Annotated in this window: 19 protein-coding genes; 13 read left to right on the top strand and 6 right to left on the bottom strand. The window is 64.2% G+C overall.

Annotated elements, in window-relative coordinates:
- The first annotated feature begins 36 nt into the window (after positions 1-36).
- From BN60_RS04010 to BN60_RS04000, 3 genes are read left to right on the top strand one after another with little or no spacing between them, the layout of a single operon-like run.
- The gene (locus BN60_RS04010) at positions 37-771 is read left to right on the top strand and encodes a DUF899 domain-containing protein (protein ID WP_020694706.1); all 735 of its coding nucleotides are present in this window, start codon (positions 37-39) and stop codon (positions 769-771) included.
- A gap of 46 nt (positions 772-817) precedes the next feature.
- Positions 818-1,267 (top strand): VOC family protein, encoded by a 450-nt coding sequence (locus BN60_RS04005; protein ID WP_020694705.1) that lies wholly within the window; start codon positions 818-820, stop codon positions 1,265-1,267.
- Positions 1,264-2,214: a dienelactone hydrolase family protein gene (locus BN60_RS04000; protein ID WP_020694704.1), complete on the top strand. Its 951-nt coding sequence runs from the start codon at positions 1,264-1,266 to the stop codon at positions 2,212-2,214. The genes BN60_RS04005 and BN60_RS04000 overlap by 4 nt, the downstream gene beginning before the upstream one ends.
- A 2-nt stretch (positions 2,215-2,216) precedes the next feature.
- Here the strand turns inward: BN60_RS04000 and BN60_RS03995 are convergent, their stop codons facing one another.
- Together BN60_RS03995 and BN60_RS03990 are read right to left on the bottom strand one after the other, a co-directional pair.
- The gene (locus BN60_RS03995) at positions 2,217-2,693 is read right to left on the bottom strand and encodes a gamma-glutamylcyclotransferase family protein (RefSeq protein ID WP_043284748.1); all 477 of its coding nucleotides are present in this window, start codon (positions 2,691-2,693) and stop codon (positions 2,217-2,219) included.
- Complete coding sequence (locus tag BN60_RS03990) at positions 2,678-3,961, bottom strand: adenylate/guanylate cyclase domain-containing protein (protein ID WP_020694702.1); 1,284 nt, start codon at positions 3,959-3,961, stop codon at positions 2,678-2,680. Before BN60_RS03990 ends, BN60_RS03995 begins: the two co-directional genes overlap by 16 nt.
- Positions 3,962-4,024: 63 nt before the next feature.
- Between BN60_RS03990 and BN60_RS03985 the strand changes: the two genes are divergently transcribed.
- Both BN60_RS03985 and BN60_RS03980 read left to right on the top strand, forming a co-directional pair.
- Positions 4,025-5,086, top strand: coding sequence for an alpha/beta hydrolase (locus BN60_RS03985; protein ID WP_020694701.1), 1,062 nt, complete (start codon positions 4,025-4,027; stop codon positions 5,084-5,086).
- A 12-nt stretch (positions 5,087-5,098) separates the two neighbouring features.
- On the top strand, positions 5,099-5,731 hold the full coding sequence (locus BN60_RS03980) for a TetR/AcrR family transcriptional regulator (protein WP_020694700.1): 633 nt from the start codon (positions 5,099-5,101) through the stop codon (positions 5,729-5,731).
- Between the two features lie 53 nt (positions 5,732-5,784).
- On the opposite strand, the gene BN60_RS03975 is transcribed toward BN60_RS03980, so the two are convergent.
- Positions 5,785-6,657: a fumarylacetoacetate hydrolase family protein gene (locus tag BN60_RS03975; protein ID WP_020694699.1), complete on the bottom strand. Its 873-nt coding sequence runs from the start codon at positions 6,655-6,657 to the stop codon at positions 5,785-5,787.
- Between the two features lie 103 nt (positions 6,658-6,760).
- Here BN60_RS03975 and BN60_RS03970 point away from each other — a divergent pair, with 103 nt between their 5' ends.
- A complete protein-coding gene (locus BN60_RS03970; protein WP_020694698.1) occupies positions 6,761-7,396 on the top strand; it encodes a LamG domain-containing protein in 636 nt (211 codons plus the stop codon).
- Here the strand turns inward: BN60_RS03970 and BN60_RS03965 are convergent.
- Positions 7,393-8,190: an HAD-IIB family hydrolase gene (locus BN60_RS03965; RefSeq protein ID WP_043283616.1), complete on the bottom strand. Its 798-nt coding sequence runs from the start codon at positions 8,188-8,190 to the stop codon at positions 7,393-7,395. The genes BN60_RS03970 and BN60_RS03965 overlap by 4 nt on opposite strands.
- Before the next feature lie 85 nt (positions 8,191-8,275).
- On the opposite strand from BN60_RS03965, the gene purB reads away from it, so the two are divergent.
- Complete coding sequence (gene purB / locus BN60_RS03960) at positions 8,276-9,601, top strand: adenylosuccinate lyase (protein WP_020694696.1); 1,326 nt, start codon at positions 8,276-8,278, stop codon at positions 9,599-9,601.
- 24 nt (positions 9,602-9,625) lie between these two features.
- Here the strand turns inward: purB and BN60_RS03955 are convergent, their stop codons facing one another.
- Positions 9,626-9,952, bottom strand: coding sequence for a DUF1476 domain-containing protein (locus BN60_RS03955; RefSeq protein WP_020694695.1), 327 nt, complete (start codon positions 9,950-9,952; stop codon positions 9,626-9,628).
- 108 nt (positions 9,953-10,060) lie between these two features.
- Between BN60_RS03955 and BN60_RS03950 the strand changes: the two genes are divergently transcribed.
- From BN60_RS03950 to BN60_RS03930, 5 genes are all read left to right on the top strand, one after another.
- Positions 10,061-10,909: an HTD2 family dehydratase gene (locus BN60_RS03950; RefSeq protein ID WP_020694694.1), complete on the top strand. Its 849-nt coding sequence runs from the start codon at positions 10,061-10,063 to the stop codon at positions 10,907-10,909.
- Positions 10,906-11,451, top strand: a complete 546-nt coding sequence (locus BN60_RS03945) for a hypothetical protein (protein ID WP_020694693.1) — start codon at positions 10,906-10,908, stop codon at positions 11,449-11,451. Before BN60_RS03950 ends, BN60_RS03945 begins: the two co-directional genes overlap by 4 nt.
- An 8-nt stretch (positions 11,452-11,459) precedes the next feature.
- Positions 11,460-12,497 (top strand): glycosyltransferase family 2 protein, encoded by a 1,038-nt coding sequence (locus BN60_RS03940; protein WP_020694692.1) that lies wholly within the window; start codon positions 11,460-11,462, stop codon positions 12,495-12,497.
- 18 nt (positions 12,498-12,515) lie between these two features.
- A complete protein-coding gene (locus BN60_RS03935; RefSeq protein ID WP_020694691.1) occupies positions 12,516-13,220 on the top strand; it encodes a methyltransferase domain-containing protein in 705 nt (234 codons plus the stop codon).
- A gap of 64 nt (positions 13,221-13,284) precedes the next feature.
- The gene (locus BN60_RS03930; RefSeq protein WP_020694690.1) at positions 13,285-13,668 is read left to right on the top strand and encodes an endonuclease domain-containing protein; all 384 of its coding nucleotides are present in this window, start codon (positions 13,285-13,287) and stop codon (positions 13,666-13,668) included.
- On the opposite strand, the gene BN60_RS03925 is transcribed toward BN60_RS03930, so the two are convergent.
- Positions 13,665-14,792, bottom strand: coding sequence for a ferritin-like domain-containing protein (locus BN60_RS03925; RefSeq protein ID WP_020694689.1), 1,128 nt, complete (start codon positions 14,790-14,792; stop codon positions 13,665-13,667). The genes BN60_RS03930 and BN60_RS03925 overlap by 4 nt on opposite strands.
- A 140-nt stretch (positions 14,793-14,932) precedes the next feature.
- On the opposite strand from BN60_RS03925, the gene purC reads away from it, so the two are divergent.
- Positions 14,933-15,697: a phosphoribosylaminoimidazolesuccinocarboxamide synthase gene (purC, locus tag BN60_RS03920; RefSeq protein WP_020694688.1), complete on the top strand. Its 765-nt coding sequence runs from the start codon at positions 14,933-14,935 to the stop codon at positions 15,695-15,697.
- Position 15,698: the final 1 nt, after the last annotated feature.

Here is a 15,698-nt window from a genome sequence, read left to right as displayed (position 1 = left end):
CGTTGTCGTTCCGAACAGCTCTAGAGAGGGATCGTCATGCAAACGCACAAGATCGTCTCCCGCGAGGAATGGATTGCCGCCCGTCGCGTTCTGCTCGAAAAGGAAAAGGCCCATCTTCGGGCTCAGGATGAGATTGCCCGCCAGCGCCGGGAACTGCCCTGGGTCAAGGTCGAGAAGAACTATGTATTCGACGGGCCAGACGGCAAGGAGACGCTGTCCGACCTGTTCGCGGGCCGCAGCCAGCTCATCGTGAAGCACTTCATGTTCGGTCCGGACTGGGAGGAAGGCTGTGTCGGCTGTTCGTTCGGCGCCGATCAGTCCGACGGCTCGCTGGTCCATCTGATCAATCACGACGTGATGCTGATTGCCGTCTCCCGTGCGCCCTACGCCAAGATCGCGCCCTTCCACAAGCGCATGGGCTGGCACTTCAAATGGGTGTCATCGGCCGGCTCGGATTTCAACTTCGACTACAACGTCTCTTTTACGGAGGCCGACCGCAAGCGCGGCAAGGTGTTTTACAACTTCGTGGAACAAGATTACGCGATCGACGAACTGCCGGGCTTCAGCGTCTTCACCAAGGACGACGCAGGCCGGATCTTCCATACCTACTCCGTGTTCGCCCGCGGCACGGAACATACTGGTACGGTCTACGGCTTTCTCGACATCACACCCAAGGGCCGCAACGAGCCGCCCGGCGGAAATCTCTCCGACTGGGTCAAACACCACGACAAATACGAGCAAAAGGCCGAGAAATCCTGCTGCCACGGCTGAGCCGGAGTGTTGTAAGCTTCTTCCCAGCAAGCTTTGGGAGAAACCAATGCCCGCACTCTCGCTCGACCACTACAACATCTTCTGCAAAGACCTCGATGCCACGGTGCGCTTCTATGAGCGCTACGTCGGCCTAACCAACGGCGACCGGCCGCCATTTCCGTTCCCCGGCGCCTGGATGTATGCCGGCGACAAGGCGATCCTGCATATCGTGTCCGAGACCGGACGCAGCGATCAGGGCAGCGGCGCCATCGACCATATCGCCATCAATTGCTCCGACATCCGTGGCACCCTCGACCAGATCAAGAAGGACAATATGCCCTTCGAGGTCAGGAAGGTGCCGGCACGGCCGTTGCAGCAAGTCTTCGTGCACGATCCCGACGGCGTGATGATCGAGCTCAACTTCTGGCACGAAGAAGACGTCAAGGAGCTCGAAGGCTTCGACCCGATGACCAACAAGGCCGGCGCCAAGAAAGAAAAGGCCGTCGCCGCCCAATGAAGCTGGCTGCGCTCGCGGTAGCTGCCTCTCTGCTGGCCTGCGCCGGTGCGCAGGCGCAGCAACGCGAGACCGTCACCTTCGAGAGCCGCCAGAAAGGCCAGCCAGTTCAGATCACGGCCGAGATCTATTGGCCAGCCCAGACGGGTCCGGTGCCGGCGATGGTGATCCATCACGGCAGCGGTGGCATCAGCGACCAACGCGAAGGGCGTTTCGCGCGCGAGATGGTGGCGATGGGCGTCGCCGCCGTGGTGATCGACTCCTTCAAGCCGCGCGGCGTGACGTCGACGGTGCAGGATCAGTCGGCCGTTACAGGCCAGGACTTCAACTTCGACGCACTCATGGCCCTGAAGGCGCTGAACGACATCGCCCGCATCGACAGAGCGCATATCGGCATCATGGGATTTTCCAAGGGCGGTACCTCGGCCCTGATGGCGTCGCACGAACAGCTCATCGCCGCTGCCGGCATTCCCGCATTCCTGCGCTATGCCCTGCATGTACCGTTCTATCCGGCCTGCTCCGTCCAGTACCACAAGCCCCGGACCACGGGCGCGCCGATCTATATGTTGCTCGGCGGTGCGGATACCTATGTCGGGGCCGAACCCTGCCAGACCTATGCCGAGACGATACGCGCGGCCGGGGGACGGATCGACGTGAAGGTCTATCCGGACGCACCGCACGGCTTCGACGGCGGCCGTCCCTACTTTGTCGCCACCGGAGAGAATTACTCCCAGTGCGTCGTGCAGCAGCAGGCCGACCGTTCGTGGGTCGAACGGAAAAGCGGGATCGTGACGACCGGCGCCGACGGCAAGCCCATCCCCGCCGCGCAGGCCCAGGCCCTTTCAGCCTGCCGCACGCTGGGCGTCAGCGGCGGACCGAACGATGCCGCGGCCCGGCAGTCGATGGAGGATCTCAAGGGCTTCGTGCGTCGCCACCTTCAGGGTGGCTGACGTCAGTCGAGCGTCGAGGTCACGCGTAACGCCTCCCAATAGTCGACGGGCAGCAGGTCGCGGCCAGCCAACAGAAAGCCGAGGTATTCGCGCGTCGGACGCAACCCCTCGCCCACCTTCAGCGCAACATAGGTGATGGCTTCGACGTCGATGCCGATGTCCGGCCGCGCGACACGGACTATGCGCCGTTCGTAGTGACCGCCGACGACGCCCTCGAAACGATCCAGGACATCGAAGCCCTTCGCCGGCAACGCATTCAACGTGCCGTGCACCGAGCTGCCGGCTTGCAGGACGATATTGCCGGCGCCGGCCCCCGCGGGAGTGCGGGCGACCTTGTTGAAGGCGAGTTGCCAGCCGTCGAGCCGGCCGGCGACGCGCTCGCCGGGCATCACCCCTTCGGGCCGCAGGCGCTTCTCGAAGAGCCGGTCGGCGTCCATGTTGGAGCCGTAGGCGAAGTACCAGCTCACATCACCTGCCATACCTGTACCTTCTCATCGTAGCCACGGATCGCCAGCGGTCCCAGGTCGACCGCGCCGTCGGCCGCAACAGCCGCATGCACCGAGTTGGACACCAGCACCTGCGAACCTGTCTCCTTGGTAAGCTGTTCGAGCCGGGCGGCGAGATTCACCGTATCGCCGATCACCGTATATTCTTTACGCCGCGGCGATCCGACGACGCCGGTCACCGCCTCGCCCATATGGATGCCGATACCGACACGCAGCGCCTGCGATGGCCGCTCCTTGTTCCACGCCTCGACCGCTTCGATCATCGCCCGAGCCGCGCCCAATGCATTCTGCGCCGCCGACGGGTCAGCCAGTGGCGCTCCGAACAGCGCCAGAAACCCGTCGCCCAGAAATTTATTGATGATGCCGTGGTGCCGGTCGACGACATCGATCATCTCGGCGAAGAAAGCATTGAGCAACTCTACGGTCTCGGCCGCGGGCCGCTGCCGCGTCATCGCCGTGAAGCCACGAATATCGAGGAAGAGCACGCAGATGGTGCGCAGCTCGCTCGGCGGTTCGGTTTGCGTCGCAAGCAGACGCTCGACGACGGAGGGCGAGACATGCTGGCCGAACAGGTTGGTCACGCGGTCGCGCGCCGCCCCCGCCAGAATGGAATTCTCGAACTGGCGGCGCAGGCTCACGGCGACCAGCCCGGCAACGACGCCGCTGCCGAACAGCACCATGCTGCGACCGATATAGAACAGCGGCATGTTGTCGGCGGCGGCCGTCGGGTCCACGGGCAGCAACACGAGCACCAGCACCATCTGCAGCGCCGCCGCGACAGTGCCCGTCCACACCGAAAGCCAGAAATCGAGCCGCAGGGTCGACAGCAAGATGAAGACGAAGAACAGGAGCGGCGGCCAGAAGGCGAATACGAGCTGCGGCTGCATGTAGCCGCTCAGCACGTAGGTGATCGAAGCCGGCAATGACGTCTCGATCAATGCGTTACCGAAGCGCGCGATGCGGGGAAAGTCCTTACCCTTGGCGGATCGCCATCGGAGGAGGCTGAGCGCGGCCAGCTCGTAGAGAAGATAAGGCCCGATGCCGGCCAGCGGCACCCAGCCCGGTACTTTCTTGTCGAACAGGCGCTCGTCGATCTGCGGGATGAAGTTCAGCACGAGCATCACCGCAACGAGCACCATCGCCAGGATGATCACGATCACCCGCATCCGCTGCTGTTCGCTGCGCATAATTTCGCGGCGAAGCGCATCGGAATAGGTGTCGTCCGCCTCTCTACCGGCCATTTCTCACGCTACCGAGGTCGGCCGGGCTCCACAACGGCGGGGCGCGGTGGTAGGAACGATCCCATGGTTCTGAAGGAGATCGCTCGAGAACTGCAGGGCAAGGCTGCCAATTTGGCCCTGCGCATGCCGATTTCCTGGGTGAATATCATCACCGGGCCGCCGGCGGCCGTCGATGGCCGCACGCTCGACGGCCGGACGCAATGGTTCCTGCAGCTCCTCGCCCGCAGCGGTCAGCCGCCCCTGCACCAGCTCGGTGTCGTCGAGGCCCGGCAGCAGTTCGACGCTTTCATGCTGCTGTTGGGCGGTCGGCCGGCGCCAGTCGGCGAGATCGTCGATCGCACGATGGCCGGCCCAGCAGGCTCCCTGCGAATTCGCATTTACCGGCCAGCGCATTCGGTGGCTCGCCTGCTGCCGACCGTTCTTTACTTTCACGGCGGCGGCTGGGCGATCGGCAGTCTCGAAGGGTACGATCTCGCCTGCCGCTACTTCTGCGCCCGGTCGGGCTGTGCCGTCGTGTCGGTCGATTACCGGCTGGCGCCGGAGCACAAGTTTCCGGCGGCCATCGACGATGGGATCGCAGCCTTTCGCTGGCTGGCGACCGAAGCCGCCGGTCTTGGCCTCGATCCCGACCGCATCGTGCTGGCGGGCGATTCTGCCGGTGGCACCATCGCTGCCGTAGCAGCGCAGGAACTCCGCGGCGAGCCTCGCCCACCCTGTCTGCAATGGCTGGTCTACCCGGCAACCGACCTCGGTGGCGATACGCCGTCGCACAAGAGCTGCGGCGAAGGCTTCCTGCTGACCCAAGCTGATATGGACTGGTTTCGCGGCCAGTACCTCAACACGCCGGCCGAGGTCGACGATCCGCGCGCTTCGCCGCTTCGGGCTGCCGATCTCGCAGGCGTGGCGCCGGCACTGGTCTTTACAGCGGGTTTCGACCCGTTGCGCGACGAGGGCCAGGCCTATGCCAAGCGGCTCTCCGCAGCCGGCGTGAAGACCATTCATCGCGAATTCGATACGCTGATCCACGGCTTTGTCGGCATGCGTGGAGCGCTGCAGGCCGCCGCCCGGGCGATGGACGATATGGTGGCAGGTCTGCGCCACGAACTCGCGCAGTTGGGACGATGACAGGACTCCAGAATGGTTGAAGAGACTGCAGCCCCGGACTCGCGGACCGAACGATCCGGCCGGCGCGAACAGAACAAGGCAGAGAACCGCACCGCCCTGCTGAAGGCTGCCCGCGCAGTCTTCGCGGAGATGGGCTTTGGCGCGGCGAGCGTACGCGACATCGTGCGGCGCACCGATCTCGCATCCGGCACCTTCTACAACTACTTCAAGGACAAGGACGAGATTTTCGAAGCCGTGGTGGGCGAACTCACCGGCGTCCTGCTGCAGCGCCACAATCAGGGCCGCGCCCGTGCCGCGACAGCCGAGGAGTTCCTCCATCAGCACTATTCGGCTTACTTCAATTTCCTGGCCGAAGATCCCGAGCTACTGGCGCTGGCCCGTTCGAGCTTCACCGCCGTGCGCACGCTGCTCGACAAGCCGGATGTGCGCGCGCTCGCCAAGGCCCTGAACGACGACATCCGCACCGCGATCGCCTCGGGCGTCCTGCCCAATGTCGATGTGTCCTATCTCGGGGCGTCGATGGCAGGCGTGGCCTTTGAAATTTCGATGGTGATGGTCACCCGCGACCCCGTCGACCCGGAGGCCGCGACCGACTTCGCCACCCGCCTGATGCTGGGCGGCCTGCACAGGCTGCCGCGGCGGTAGTTCAGTTGAACCCGGAGAGCGCCATCGACATGGCGCGCTCCGGGCCAATCCGATTAGGCGCCTTGAACGACCGGGTTGCGCAGCACGCCGATCTTCTCGATCTCGATCTCGCAGACATCGCCTGGCTTCAGCCAGTTCGGCGGCTTGCGCGCCATCGCGACGCCCGACGGCGTGCCGGTGATGATGACATCGCCCGGATCGAGGGTCATGACCTTGCTGAGTTCATGCACCAGGGTCGGCACGTCGAAGATCAGATCGTCGGTGCTGCTGTCCTGCATCGTCTTGCCGTTGACGCGGGTCATGATGCGGAGCGGCGAACCGCCCGGCGGCAGCTCGTCGGAGGTGACGATGTCGGGGCCGAAACCACCGGTACCGTCGAATCCCTTGCCCAGGGTGAACTGGCCGCCCGACTTGCGCTGCCAATCGCGCAGCGAGCCATCGTTGAAGCAGGCGTAGCCCGCGATCACGCCGAGGGCCTTCGCCTTCGGCACGTTGCGACACTTCTTGCCGATGATGACGGCGAGCTCGGCTTCCCAGTCGAACTGCTTGGAATGGCTGGGGCGCAGAAGCTTGCCGTTATGCGGCACCAGCGTGTTGTTGAAGCGTGTGAACACCAGCGGATAGTCCGGGATCGCACTGCCGGTCTCCTCGGCGTGCTTGCGGTAATTCAGGCCGATGCAGAGGATCTTGCCGGGATTGGGAACCGGCGGCAGGTACTTCGCCGACTTCTCCGAGACCGTCGCGCCCGCCTTGGGCTTGGCGCATGCCTTGAGCACGGCCTGCTGCAGCTTCCTGCCACCCGCGAGGATCTCGACGACCGACTTCGGCCCGCGCGGCATCTGCTTGCTGAGATCGATGATCTTGCCGTTGTCTGTCTTCACGCCCACGACGGCCTTACCGCCGCTCTGGATAGTGCACAAACGCATGCTGTTCCCCCTGACAAATTCGTCCGAAATATGGTCGCGGCGTAAACTCCTCCCTCCCGAACGGCCGGTCAAGCACGACGCATTTTTTTGCTAGGCTGCCGGCATGCGTATCGTTCTTTTTCTCCTACCGCTCCTCCTTGCCACGCCGGCCGCCGCTCAGCTCGTGGTGCCGCTCACGACGCCGGACGGTCGTGTCGGCTGCACCCAGGGCATGACGGGGATCGGCCGTCCTCCGGTTTGGCAGGCCGTCCAGGACAAGGACGGACCCGATGGCTGGGCCCTTACAGAAACGGCCGCCGACGCAACGGACCTGCGCTTCCCGCTCTGCATTTCCGAACAGACCGTCGCGCGCGATTTCGACGCCACGCTGCGCTTCAAGCCGGTCTCGGGCACGCGTGCACAAGTTGGGGGGTTCGCTTTCCGGGCGCAGAGCGCCAACGACTATCTGCTCGTCCGAGCCGATGCACGCGACAACTCCGTGCGCCTCTATCGCGTGGAACGGGGCAAGCGCAGTCAGATCGCCGGCAAGGAGGTGCCGATCGCCCTGGGCGAATGGCATTCGCTGCGCGTGATTGCCGTCAACGACCGCTTCGAAGTGGCACTGGACGGCAAGCCGCTCTTCACGGCGACCGATCGCGGCCTTGTCCAGAGCGGCGCCATGGGCGTGTGGAGCCAGGCCGACAGCATCACCCACTACGGCTCGCTGCTGGTGGCCCCACCAACGCCACCCACGCGCTAGCGTCGGGCGGCGATCAGCGCGTTTGCGAGCTCCACGAAGCCTGCACCCGACCGCGCCGAAGCGATCCAGCGCGGCTTGTGTTCGAGACGGTCGGCGAAGTCGCGGACATTGGCCACGCCCACGGCATTGGGAAAATAGCCGAACATCGGCGCGTCGTTGGGCGAATCGCCTGCGAAGACGTAGCGTGTGCGCTCCGCGGCGATATCGACCCCGAAAAGCTCCGACATCATGGTGCGGCTGGTCGTCAGCTTGTCGTAATCGCCGAACCATCCGTTGACATGGATCGAGCTCACCTTGGCGTGGGCGCCGTGCTTCTCGAAGATGGCCACGATGCGCTGGATATCGGCGGCCGGCAGTGGCGGCACGTCCTCGCAGAAATCCACCGCCAGGTCGGCGGCGCGATAGGGCTGGTCCGAGGCGATCCCCGTGCCGGGCACCTCGCGCAGCACCTCTGCACGCACGGCCTCCAGACGGCGGCGGCCTTCAGCCCGCTCCGCGTCGGACTGGATGAAGCGGGTCCGCATCTTGCCGGCGGCAGGATCGTGCCACATCCAGAAGGCGCCGTTCTCGCCCACCACGGCGTCGACCGGCCAGAAGCGGGCAATGAGATCGCACCAGCCAGCGGGCCGGCCGGTGACGGGGATAACCAGCAGGCCGGCCTTCTTTAGCGCCTCGAGCGCACTGTAGGCCTCGGCCGTCAATTTGCCGTCGGTGGAGAGGGTTTCGTCGATGTCGGTGAGCACGCCCTTGATGGCCATCAGGGTGTCACGGGGGCAGTTTTGCAGCGTTTCCATTGGTTCCAGGCGTATGCAGTCGGCGTGTCTAGCTGCGCCACTTCTAACATGGCGTATCGGGGGTATTGGCGCTAAAAACCCGGCCATGATCCCGCGTTATTCCCGGCCGCAGATGGCGGCCATCTGGGCCCCCGAGAACCGCTTCCGCATCTGGTTCGAGATCGAGGCGCACGCCTGCGACGCGATGGCGGAACTGGGAATCATCCCCAAGGCCTCGGCCAAGGCGATCTGGGACGGCGGCAAGAAGGCCATGGCGGCGCTGCAGGCCGATCCTGCCGGCAACGTCGAAAAGATCGACGCCATTGAGCGGGTCACAAAGCACGACGTCATCGCCTTCCTGACCTGGCTGGGCGAGTTCATCGGCCCGGAGTCGCGCTTCGTCCACCAGGGGATGACCTCGTCGGATGTGCTCGACACCTCGTTCGCCGTGCAGCTCACGCAGGCTGCCGACATCCTGCTGGCCGATACCGACCGGCTGCTGGGGGCGCTGAAGAAGCGCGCCTTAGAGCACAAGGATACGCTCACCATCGGCCGCAGCCACGGCATCCACGCCGAGCCCACCACCTTCGGTGTCAAGCTCGCGGGCCACTATGCCGCTTTCGACCGCAATCGCGCCCGGCTCGTGGCGGCGCGCGCCGAGATCGCGACCTGTGCCATCTCGGGCCCCGTTGGCACCTTCGCCAACGTCGATCCGCGCATCGAAGAGCATGTCGCCAAAAAGCTCGGCCTCACGGTCGAGCCGGTCTCGACGCAGGTAATCCCGCGCGACCGGCATGCCGCGTTTTTCGCGGCGCTGGCGGTCGTTGCCTCGTCAATCGAGAACCTCGCGACCGAGATCCGCCATCTGCAGCGCACCGAGGTCCGCGAGGCCGAGGAGTTCTTCTCCGAGGGCCAGAAGGGCTCCTCGTCGATGCCGCACAAGCGCAATCCAGTGCTGACCGAGAACGTCACGGGCCTCGCCCGCGTCGTGCGCAGCGCCGTGATCCCGGCGCTGGAGAACGTCACGCTCTGGCACGAGCGCGACATCTCGCACTCCTCGGCCGAGCGCTATATCGCGCCCGACGCCACCGGCACGCTCGATTTTGCGCTTAACCGCATCGCCGGCGTCGTCGAGCAGCTCGTGGTCTACAAGGACCGCATGCAGGCCAATCTCGACTCGTTGGGCGGGCTGGTCTTCTCCCAGCGCATCCTGCTGGCGCTGACGCAGAAAGGCATGAGCCGCGAGGCTTCCTACGCTGCCGTACAGCGCAATGCGATGGACGCCTGGAGAGGCAACGCCTCACTGCTGGCGCTCTGCCGCGCCGACAAGGAAATCGGCGAATTCCTGGCAGACGACGAGCTCACGGCGCTGTTCGACATGAGCTATCACACCAAGCAGGTCGATACGATCTTCAAGCGCGTCTTCGGTTGAAGACGCGCTTCCACTGCCCGTAGGTCAGTGGGAGTCCGCCATGATCTGCTTCTTGGCATCGACCAGCAGCCGCTCGGCCTGCTTGAGGATCGTGTGATCCTCGGTCGGCTTACCGACGGCGGCGAGATCCTTCATGATCTTGTGCACGACGTCGGAGTCGCCCGGCTTCTCGAAGTCGGCCAGGACCACTTCCTTAGCATACGCCTCGGCGTCAGCGCCCGTCTTGCCCAGCAGGCCGGCGGCCCACAGGCCGAGCAGCTTGTTGCGGCGGGCCTTGACCTTGAATTGCAGTTCCTGGTCGAGCTCGAACTTCTTTTCGAAGGATTTTTCGCGTTCGTCGAACGTGGTCATCGGCCGCTCCAGTTAACTCTTCGCGCGGGTTTATAGCGACCACGCGCCCGTCTTTCCACCCTGTGCTGGCGGTGGCAAAGTCGCGCCTCGCGAGGAGGATCGACCGTTATGTCCCTGGAAAAGCTCAAGGAATGGATCGGCAGGACGCAGTCCGTGGAGGATCTTGCAGCTCCTTTCCCGGTCCGTGCGCTGGCTGCCACCCTCGACGAGGGCGATCCCGATCCCCGAAATGGCGATCCTCTGCCGCCTCTCTGGCACTGGCTCTATTTCCTGGAGATCGCGCCGCAATCCAAGATCGGGCCGGACGGCCACGCCGAGCGCGGCGACTTCCTGCCGCCGGTGCCGCTGCCCCGCCGCATGTGGGCGGGCAGCCGCTTCACCTTCGACGGCGAGCCAGTCCGCATCGGCGAGACGATCGAACGGCGCTCCACGATCAAATCCGTCGAACCCAAGATCGGCTCGACCGGAGCGATGGTTTTCGTCACCGTGCAGCACACGATCTCGGGACCGCGTGGCGTGTCATTGGTCGAGGAACACGACATCGTCTACCGCGAGGCTGCCAGACCCGGCGAAAAGCCGAAGCCACCGAAGCCGGCTCCGACCAATCCGACCTGGAGCAAGTCCATCGGGGCTGATCCGGTCCTGCTGTTCCGCTTTTCCGCCCTCACCTTCAACGGCCATCGCATCCACTACGACCAACCCTACGTTACCGGCACGGAAGGCTATCCCGGCTTGATCGTTCATGGTCCCCTGATGGGCCTGCTCCAGATGGAACTGGCGCGACGCTCCAACCCCGCTAGAATCGCCCGGCGTTTTGAGTTCCGCGCGCTGTCGCCGGTATTCGCGGGCGGTGCGTTCAGCGTGCAGGCCCGGCGTGAAGAAGATGGCTCGGTAACGACGTGGGTCGCCGACCAGAATGGCGGCCTGGCACAGCAGGGGGGCGCAACTTTCCAATGAACATGCACATCCATCACGGCGGCTGTGGTTGCCTGCAGGCGCTGTCCCGCCGCGGCCTGTTCGGCCTCGGTCTCGGCGCCGCCGTTGCGGCGGCTGCTGCCGTGCCGGCCGCTCATGCCGTCGAGGATACCGGCTACGAGGCGATGTTGATGAAGTGCATCGACCCGCGCTTCACCACGAACACCTGGGCCTATATGGCGTCGCGCGGCTGGCAGAACGCCTACAGCCAGTTCAACATTGCCGGAGGGCCGATCGCCGCCGTGGCGCCGGTCTTCCAGGAATGGCGCGCGGCATGGGAGGCCAACCTCGACATCTCCGTGCAGTTACACAATGTGAAGCGCCTGATCGGCATGACACATCGAGACTGCGGCGCCGCCGTCGTCGCCTATGGCGAGCGCATCAAGACCGACCGGGCCTACGAAACCCAGATGCACACCCAGGCACTCCGGGCCTTCCGTGACCAGGCGAAGAAGCGGCAGCCGCAACTCATCGTCGAGCTGGGCATCATGGACCTCGGCGGCGCCGTCGAGCCTGTGATCTGAGGGCTTTGGTGCCCGAGCAATCCTTCCCCTTCACCACGGCAAAGGATGCTGCGCTGGAGCATCAGCTTGCCGTGCGACGGAGACACCGGCCTGTCGATCCGCTGTTGTCGCTGGTCGTGCCTGTGTTCAACGAGGAAGAGTCCATCGATCTCTTCCTCGACACGGTGATCCCCCTGCTCGAGAAGGTGTCGTTGCGCTTCGAACTGGTCTTCATCAACGACGGTTCGCGGGACGAAACGTTCGCGCGCCTGTTCGACAGGGGCCGCCACGACCGTCGCATCCGCATCGTCAATCTGTCGCGCAACTTCGGCAAGGAAGCCGCCCTCACCGCGGGCATCGATCATGCCAAGGGCGACATCCTGATCCCGATGGACATCGACCTGCAGGATCCTCCCGACCTGATCCAGCCGTTCATCGCGCGCTGGCGGGAGGGTTACGACATCGTCTACGGCGTGCGCACCGCGCGGCTCACGGATACGCGCGCCAAACGCATGTCGGCCGACTGGTTCTATCGTGTGTTCAACTCCATGTCGCCGGTGCGCATCCCGCCCAATGTCGGCGACTTCCGGCTGGTCGACCGGCGTGCCGTCGAAGTGCTGCGCCAGCTTCCCGAACGCAATCGTTTCATGAAGGGCCTGTTTGCCTGGGTGGGCTTCAACTCCATCGGCGTACCCTACGAGCGGCCGCAGCGCGCCGCCGGCATGACCAAGTTCAACTTCTGGCGGCTCTGGAACTTCGCCCTCGACGGCGTGGTAAGTTTCTCGACCGCGCCGCTGCGCGCCTGGTTTTATGTCGGCGTGGTGATCGCAGCCATCGCCGTCCTCTATGCCCTCTTCATCGTGACGCGCGTGCTGATCTTCGGCATCGATACGCCCGGCTATGCTTCGTTGCTGATCGCGGTCCTGCTCATGGGCGCCATTCAGCTTCTTTCGCTCGGCATCATCGGCGAATATCTCGGCCGCCTTTTCCTCGAAGTGAAGGGCCGACCGATCTACGTCGTGGAAGGCGTCTACGAGGACGGCACGTCCGAACCGCCGCAAGCGTGACCGTCGAGACCTGACCTCATGGACCTCAAGGAAGAGGATATTCTCGGCGCAGACATTGCCCGGCATTGGTACTACAGCTCCAAGGCGGCGGCGCTGCGCCGTGCCGTGGCGGGCCTGCGGCCTCGTCACTTGCTCGACGTCGGAGCGGGATCGGGATTTTTCTCCCGCCATTTGCTCGCGGAAACCGCGGCCGAGAGCGCGCTCTGTGTCGATATTGGCTATCCGGCCGACCGCGACGACAGTGCCGCCGGCAAGCCGGTGCGCTATCGCCGCGATATCGGCCCGACGGACTGCGATCTCGTCCTGATGATGGACGTGCTGGAACATGTCGACGACGATCGCAGCCTCGTCCGACACTATGCCGACAGGGTTCCGGTGGGCGCGCACTTCCTGGTGACGGTGCCGGCCTTCTCCTTCCTGTGGAGCGGCCACGACGTCTTCCTGGAGCACAAGCGGCGGTATCGCCTGCGCGAGATCGAGGCGGTCCTGCGCGATGCCGGACTGGAGATCGTGCGGGGCGCTTACTATTTCGGCCTGGTCTTTCCGCTGGCCGCCGCCGTCCGGCTGGCCGACCGCAACACGACCGAGCCCCGCAGCAGCCTCAAGAAGCACGGTGCCTTCACCAACGGCCTGCTCGCCGCCCTCTGCGCCGCGGAGCTGCCGCTCTTCCCGGTCAATCGCCTCGCCGGCCTCTCCGCCTTTGTGCTGGCGAAGAAGCGCTGAAATGAGTGCACATTCCCTCTTCATTCTCCTCTCCCCCGCAGGGGGAGAGGTTGGGTGAGGGGATATGAAGGACGCCCAGATCGCACGAGCACGCGAACTGCGCCGCGACAGCACCAAGCCGGAGAAAATCTGCTGGGAACTGCTGCGCAACCGCAGACTGAGCGGCGTCAAGTTTCGGCGACAACATCCAATCGGACCTTACTTCGCCGACTTCGCCTGCATCTCCGCGAAACTCGTTATTGAGATCGACGGCGAGCATCACGCTTTTCAAATCGAGCGAGATTCACGTCGGACGGCGTTCATGGAACGTCAGGGCTGGCGGGTCTTGCGCTTCTGGGCAAACGATGTGCTCGAAAGCCCTGAAGGTGTTTGGACGGCAATTTGCGCCGCTCTCGCAGCGCCCCCTCACCTAACCTCTCCCCCAGGGGGAGAGGAACATAAGAGCTAGGAAGCTGCTGCGGCAGCGACGTCCTTGCTGACGATGCGTTTGCGCTTGGCATTGATCTCGCGCAGGACGACCAGCATTTCCTCGGCAACGACATCGCCGGGAATGCCATCGCCCTCGGCTTCGAGCTCCTTCATGTCGACCCACACCGCGTAGAGCGGCGCGGTGCGCTGGGTGATGATGCCGGCATGCAGCAGAGTCTTGATCAGGACGCGGAAGATGTTGGTGCTCTCCTTGAGCTGGTCGCGGCGATCGTCGTCGGTAAAGGTCTCCTTCACCGCATCGCGCACCCACTGCCAGTCGAGCCCGTACTTGGCGTAGATCACCTGCTTCTGCTCGGCGTTGATCAAGTTGAACAGCAACGTCTGGAAGATCTGCGCCGACCAGTCCTCGACCTTCTTGTGTTCGTCGGGGCTGAGATGGCGGATCGTCTTGGCGGCCCACAGGCGGCCGAAGCGGTGATGGAAGGCTTCGTCGCTCATGACGAGCTGGACCAGCCGGCGCAGCACGGGATCGTTGGTCTTGGCGTTGAGCGTCGCAAACGAGCCCATCGCCAGTCCTTCGATCAGCATCTGCATGCCGACGATCTTCTTGTAGACTTCCTGCGTGCTCACCAGATCGTCGAGGACGGTGGCGATGGTCTTGCCGACCGGCAGCGGCTCCCCCCAGCGGCAGGCGATGTAGCGCGTGAAACCGGCGACATGGCGGGCCTCCTCGCGGGCCTGGTTGGCGGCATATTCCTGGGCACCCGGGTCAAGCAGGATGTGGCAGAGGCTGGCCGACAGCGACAAAGCGCCCTGCTCGCCATGCAGGAGATTGGAGATCGACCAGTGCATGACGTCGTTGGACAGCTGGATCTTCTGCCGCTCGTCCAGCCGGTCGGCGACGGCACTGCGCAGTTCGACCACCATTTCCTGTGGCACGATCGGCGTCGTTTCCATGTCGAAAGGCTGGTCGAAATCGATGTAATTCTTGTCCAGCGGGTCCCAGAAATGGTCATGGGTGGCCGAAATGATACCGTCGAAGGCGTCGGTCCGCCGGCCGTAGCGTGCTACCTGCAACATCGCCGGAAAATCTTCCGGTGCAACAGTATCGTAGGCCTTGTCATAGGTGATTTGCTGGGCCATTGGGGGCCTCCGTTTCGAGGGTCAATATGACGGTCACGTCACCTTTTTCAATGGATTTTTCCCCAGTACCGGAGCATGGGGTTTCGGCCATAGTCCGGCCCAACGGCGGGCGGCTCAACTCGCCCGCACAGGAGTAAGAAATGTCCCGCCGCCGCCGCATCTACGAGGGCAAGGCCAAGACCTTGTTCGAGGGGCCAGAGCCCGGGACCATCGTCCAGTACTTCAAGGACGACGCGACCGCGTTCAACAACCAGAAGAAGGGTACGATCACCGGCAAAGGGGTGATCAACAACCGTATTTCCGAGTTCCTGATGACCAAACTCGGTGAAATCGGGGTGCCCACTCACTTCATCCGCCGGCTGAACATGCGCGAGCAGCTCATCCGGCAGGTCGAGATCATCCCGCTCGAAGTGGTAGTCCGCAACGTCGCCGCCGGCTCCTTCGCGAAGCGCTTCGGAGTCGAGGAAGGCACGCAGCTGCCACGTTCGATCATGGAGTTCTTCTACAAGAACGACCAGCTCTCCGACCCGATGGTGACCGAGGAGCACATCACCGCCTTCGGGTGGGCGACGCCGCAGGACCTCGACGACATCGTGGCGCTGACGCTCAGGGTGAACGACTTCCTGTTCGGCCTGTTCCTCGGCTGCGGCATAAAGCTGATCGACTTCAAGATCGAGTTCGGCCGCCTATATGAGGACGACATGGTCCGCATCGTGCTCGCCGACGAAATCAGCCCGGATTCCTGCCGGCTGTGGGATCTGCGCACCAACGAGAAGATGGACAAGGACCGCTTCCGCCGCGACCTCGGCAAGGTCGAGGAAGCCTACCAGGAGGTGGCGCGGCGTCTCGGCATCCTGATCGACCAGGGTCCGGGCGATGTGCGCGGCCCCACCACCCTTCAATAGC

Source organism: Reyranella massiliensis 521, from assembly GCF_000312425.1.
GTDB classification, from domain to species: domain Bacteria; phylum Pseudomonadota; class Alphaproteobacteria; order Reyranellales; family Reyranellaceae; genus Reyranella; species Reyranella massiliensis.
Note: the sequence above shows the minus strand (reverse complement) of the source record. Positions and strands in the feature narration are given on the sequence as shown.